At 38.7% G+C, this 4,327-nt stretch carries 4 protein-coding genes; 2 read left to right on the forward strand and 2 right to left on the reverse strand.

All coding sequences use genetic code 11. The features are described 5' to 3' along the window. The first annotated feature begins 60 nt into the window (after positions 1-60). Both VLB74_RS12065 and rlmB read left to right on the forward strand, forming a co-directional pair. The gene (locus VLB74_RS12065; protein ID WP_325203710.1) at positions 61-1,725 is read left to right on the forward strand and encodes a BamA/TamA family outer membrane protein; all 1,665 of its coding nucleotides are present in this window, start codon (positions 61-63) and stop codon (positions 1,723-1,725) included. Positions 1,726-1,875: 150 nt separating this feature from the next. After that, a complete protein-coding gene (rlmB, locus tag VLB74_RS12070) occupies positions 1,876-2,610 on the forward strand; it encodes a 23S rRNA (guanosine(2251)-2'-O)-methyltransferase RlmB (protein WP_325203711.1) in 735 nt (244 codons plus the stop codon). An 86-nt stretch (positions 2,611-2,696) separates the two neighbouring features. Here the strand turns inward: rlmB and VLB74_RS12075 are convergent, their stop codons facing one another. Continuing rightward, positions 2,697-3,386, reverse strand: coding sequence for an alpha/beta fold hydrolase (locus VLB74_RS12075; RefSeq protein ID WP_325203712.1), 690 nt, complete (start codon positions 3,384-3,386; stop codon positions 2,697-2,699). 84 nt (positions 3,387-3,470) lie between these two features. After that, positions 3,471-4,262, reverse strand: a complete 792-nt coding sequence (locus VLB74_RS12080; protein ID WP_325203713.1) for a rhomboid family intramembrane serine protease — start codon at positions 4,260-4,262, stop codon at positions 3,471-3,473. Positions 4,263-4,327 lie beyond the last annotated feature (65 nt).

The raw sequence follows: 4,327 nt of genomic DNA on the forward strand, positions 1-4,327 counted from the left end.
TGCCAAATTCACATATTCAAAATCCATTTTTTACGTTATTTTTACCAAAATATTTTTCTCTTGAAACAATTCCTCTTCTTTTTACTTCTGATTTTATCCGGCTTTTCATCAAAAGCTCAAAATCTTTATCTGAAAATCGAAGGGATTTCAACCGAAGAAACCAAAACAATCGACAGCATCGGTTACAAAAAGACACACGAAAACACAAAATCCATCCTTGAAGAAACCAGTAACCTTACCTCAACACTTCTCAAAAAAGGCTATCTGGAAAGCCAGTTGCTAAATCAAAAAAAGGCAAACGACTCTTCCTTTGTATTTTATTATTCTGTCGGAAAACAAACTTCTTCCATACATATATATATAGGTACACTTTCAGACGGCGAAAAAAAACTACTGGAATTTGAATCCGACACCATAAAACTGCCTATTTCAGAAATAGACAATTTTATGAACAACAATTTGGCAAAACTGGAACGAAACGGTTACTCGTTAAGCGAACTACAACTGACAAATCATAAAAAAAACAACCATATTCTTTCGGCTGTATTACAACTCAAAACAGAAAAGAAACGAAACCTGAACGATATCGTAATTGTAGGCTATGATAAATTCCCGGAAGGTATCCGAAAAAATATTGCCAAACAATATCGGAAGCAGCCTTTCAACCAGGAAACCCTGAAAAAACTCAACAACGATTTCAAAGCTCTGTCGTTCGTTACGCAACTAAAATACCCCGAAATACTCTTTACCAAAGACAGCACTAAAGTATATGTATACCTGGAAAAAAATAAAGCCAACCGATTTGACGGTTTCATCGGTTTTGCCAACAAAGAAGATTCAGGAGTCCGGTTTAACGGTTACCTCGACCTACTTTTAAACAACGCTTTGAATGCCGGAGAAAAATTCAATCTGTACTGGAAAGGAGATGGTGACAAACAAACCTCTTTCAATATCGGAACCGAAGTGCCATACATCTTTAAAAGTCCGATGGGCATTAAAGCCAATTTAAGAATATTCAAACAGGACAGTCTTTTTCAGAATACCACCACCGATATTGATCTGGGCTATTACTTTAATTACAATTCCCGTGTTTATTTAGGTCACCAATCAACGGAGTCCGTAGATATTCAAAAAACAACTTCCGGCACCATAGGCAGTTATTCCAATTCCTTCTGGACCGCTTCCTTCTTATTTTCCAAATACGATCCGGATGATTATCTGTTTCGTGAAACTGCCAACATAAATTTGAAATTCGGAACCGGAAAACGCTCCTCCAAAACCGAAACCAACAGCCAGCATTTTACCCAGCTCAATGCGCATTACAATTTTCACCTGAACCAAAAAAACCTGATTTTGGTCAAAAACCAAAGCTTTTACCTACAGAGTAACACTTACTTAACCAACGAATTATATCGTTTCGGAGGAATCAATTCCATCAGGGGTTTTAGCGAAAACAGTTTACAGGCCAATCTTTTTTCAGCCATTATAACAGAATACCGCTATGTTTTGACACCCGGTTTATATGTCCACTCCATTATCGATTATGGTTATTTTCAGGACAAAACATCCAACACCAAAGAAAACCTGCTCGGACTGGGGTTCGGATTCGGATTCCTGACCAAGACCGGCTTGTTCAATTTAATATACGCAAACGGTACCACCGGAGATCAAGCTATAAAACTATCTAACTCCCTTGTCCATATCAGTTTTAAAACTGTTTTCTAAATTGGACAATTTGATTATTAGAAAAACCGTGACATTTAAACAACCCAACAACATTTTATATCGACATCCATTTCCAACTTTCCAAAAACCTAACTTTCTAAAAATCCAAAAATCCGGCAATCTAAAAATCTAATACACTATCTTTGTCCCATGGAAAAAGAAAACCTAATATTTGGAATCAGAGCCATCATTGAGGCTATAAACGCAGGAAAAGAAGTTGATAAAGTTTTTATTCAGAAAGACGCTCAAGGCGATTTGATGCACGACCTGATGAAAACGATGAAAAAAAACAGCATCAATTTCTCTTACGTTCCCGTAGAAAAATTAAACCGATTAACCTCCAATAACCACCAAGGCGCCGTAGCTACCATCGCCCCTATTTCGTTTGTATCGTTGGAAACTTTAGTGGAAGGCGTAATTGAAAGTGGCAAAAAACCACTATTCCTTGTTTTGGATCAATTGTCGGATGCGCGCAATTTCGGAGCTATCATCAGAACTGCAGAATGTACCGGTGTAGATGGAATCATTATCCAGAAACAAGGCTCGGCTCCCGTAAACGGCGATACGGTTAAAACCTCTGCCGGAGCAGTATTCAATGTTCCTATCTGTAAAGTCGACCACATCAAAGACGCTGTTTTCTACCTGCAGGGTTCCGGAATCAAAATCGTGGCCGCTACAGAAAAAACAGAACAAAATATTTACGATATAGACTTTAGCGAACCCGTAGCTATCATCATGGGAAGTGAAGACCGAGGCGTAAATCCATCGGTATTAAAGATTGTAGACGAAAAGGCAAAACTACCTATGTTCGGCTCTATTGGTTCATTGAACGTTTCAGTTGCCTGCGGCGCATTTTTATACGAAACGATTCGTCAAAGAAGTTAACACTTCAAATATTTATAACAAAAAGCCTGAAACATCATTTCAGGCTTTTTTATAATTGTTCATTTTCCATTTAGAACTCCTAAACATTAATTAAAAAAGCATTCAATTTCACTTGAGAGCCTATCCAGATTAACTTTTTCAAAAGCATGTACCGTATCCGGCACAACCCATAACTGATTATTCGATTTAGATTTGTACAAAGCCAATGTTTCATCAAAGCTTACCATAACATCTTTATCCCCAACCGAAAAAAGGATAGGCTGTTCCAAACCACCTACTTCGTCAACCGTGAGCGGCGGTTCCTCCCCCATAGCCAGCATCATTTGAGCCGTTTCCTTAACTAATCGAGGTGCCTTATCAACCTGATGTAATCCCTGCAAATATTGAGTAAATTTAGGCACCTTCTGTTCCATAATTTCCCAATTCAGCATAGCTGCTTCTTTTTTGCTGCTTTCCGGATTCCAGTCAAACTTCGTGGCCAGCGTAAATATTTTACCAACCCTATCCGGATGGTGTTTTGCCAAATACAAGGCCACATAACCTCCCATACTATAGCCAAAAATAGCTACGTTAGTAAGCTGATGTTCCTTCAAAAAAACAAGTACCTGTTGTGTAAAAGAAGCTATGCTCAATGGTTCACCATCCGTCAGCGGAGAACTGCCGTGACCGGTAAAATCAAGAGAATATACTTTATAGTTAGTCGAAAGTTTCATTTTCAGGTTCTCGAATTGAGTTTGAGAACCGAGTGCCCCGTGTAAAAGCAATAATGGCTGCATAGGTTGTAAGGATTAAAAACCAAAGATACACTTTCGGAAAGATTTTTCGAACACTTTCTTTTTGTTGATTTTTTAAAACCGAATTTACGCTTTACCTGCCCCTTCACTTCCGGAAGGCTCATCCATCACGTTTTTGGATTCTTTTACAAAATACACCACTGGTAAATTCGATATGAAGTAAGAATATTGCTCTTCAATCGGATCCGGTTTTGGGGTCGGCACAAAATTTCCGTGTTCATCAAAATGTTTCATGAAAGGATCCTGACTTGGGTCAAAGTCCGGTCGTTCCCAATCGTATTTAATCGGTTTCTGATAATCCTGTGTTTTGATGAAATACGACAGTAAAAATCCGGAGATAAATCCTGCCATATGACCTTCCCAGGAGATATTTTCTTCCGGGCTCGGAAACAGATACCAAACCGTTCCTCCGTACAAAACAACAATCGTCAATGACAATGCCACCAATCGATAGTATCCGGACTGCACTCCTTTAAAGAACATAAAACTCACCAACACATAAATCAATCCGCTGGCACCAATATGTATGCTTTCCCTTCCAATCAGCCATGTTCCGAATCCAGACATCAGAATTCCCCAGACCAAAACCTGAAGACTTTGTTCGCGATAGAAATAACGCAAGGCCATCACCAAGAGAAAAATCGGAATTGAATTGTTATACAAATGCTGCAGATCGCCATGCAGAAAAGGACTGAAGACAATCCCTTTCATCCCTGACAGTGTACGCGGGTAAATTCCGTAATCATACAAACTCATCTTGAAACGGACTTCAAACCAAAACACTACCCACATTGCCAATAAAAACAAAAATGGCCAGGCAATCACGGAGGCGGAAAATTTAAAATCGGTTTCTTTCATAAGTAGATTTTGATGCAACGGTATCAAAAACAAATCCAAAAGCAATTTAATGAAGTTTTGTCATA

The sequence above is a fragment of the Flavobacterium sp. genome (assembly GCF_035456225.1).
In the GTDB taxonomy this organism is placed as follows: Bacteria; Bacteroidota; Bacteroidia; order Flavobacteriales; family Flavobacteriaceae; genus Flavobacterium.